Genomic DNA, 642 nt, shown 5'->3' with positions numbered 1-642 from the left:
TGAACCGTCCTGGATCTGATGGAGACCTGGTTCAAGCCACTTCGCGGTCGGAGGTGGCGGTCGAGCATTGATGACGGTACTCGTTTTCGTAGTCGACGGGCGAGAGGTAGCCGATCGCGGAGTGCAACCGGCTGGTGTTGAACCAGTGCACCCACGAAGCCGTTTCCCGTTCGATCTCTGCCCTGCCGGTCCATGACTTCTGCCGCTCGATCAGCTCTGTCTTGTACAGGCCGATTGTTGATTCCATCAACGCGTTGTCGAGCGCATCACCGACGCTACCGATCGATCCGGCGAGCCCGGATTCGATCAACGCCTCGGTGAATGCGAGCGATGTATATTGCGAGCCGGCGTCGGAGTGGTGAACCAAACCGGTTGCGGTGAAAGCGAAGTCGCTTCGTCGGCGGGTGAACAATGCTTGCTCGAGCACCCCGGAAACCAGAGGTGTCGCCTTCGTCGTCATCACCCGCCAACCAAGAATGCGACGCGAGAATACATCGACCACGAACGATGTATAGGCGAACCCGGCCAACGTCCAGCAATAGGTGAAGTCAGCAACCCACCACTGATCAGGACGGGTCGGTGCACCCCACTGACGCTCGATCAGATCCGGATGCCGAGGTGCCCGGTCGTCACGCTCGGTGG

General features: G+C 59.8%; 1 protein-coding gene. It reads right to left on the bottom strand.

Going from position 1 to position 642, the window contains the following annotated elements; translation table 11 throughout:
• Positions 1 to 31: 31 nt before the first annotated feature.
• The coding region (locus tag A2J03_RS27845) for an IS3 family transposase (RefSeq protein WP_156520628.1) at positions 32 to 642 on the bottom strand (611 nt) is incomplete at its 5' end.

This window comes from Rhodococcus sp. EPR-157, assembly GCF_001647195.1.
Taxonomy (GTDB): domain Bacteria; phylum Actinomycetota; class Actinomycetes; order Mycobacteriales; family Mycobacteriaceae; genus Rhodococcoides.
Note: the sequence above shows the minus strand (reverse complement) of the source record. Positions and strands in the feature narration are given on the sequence as shown.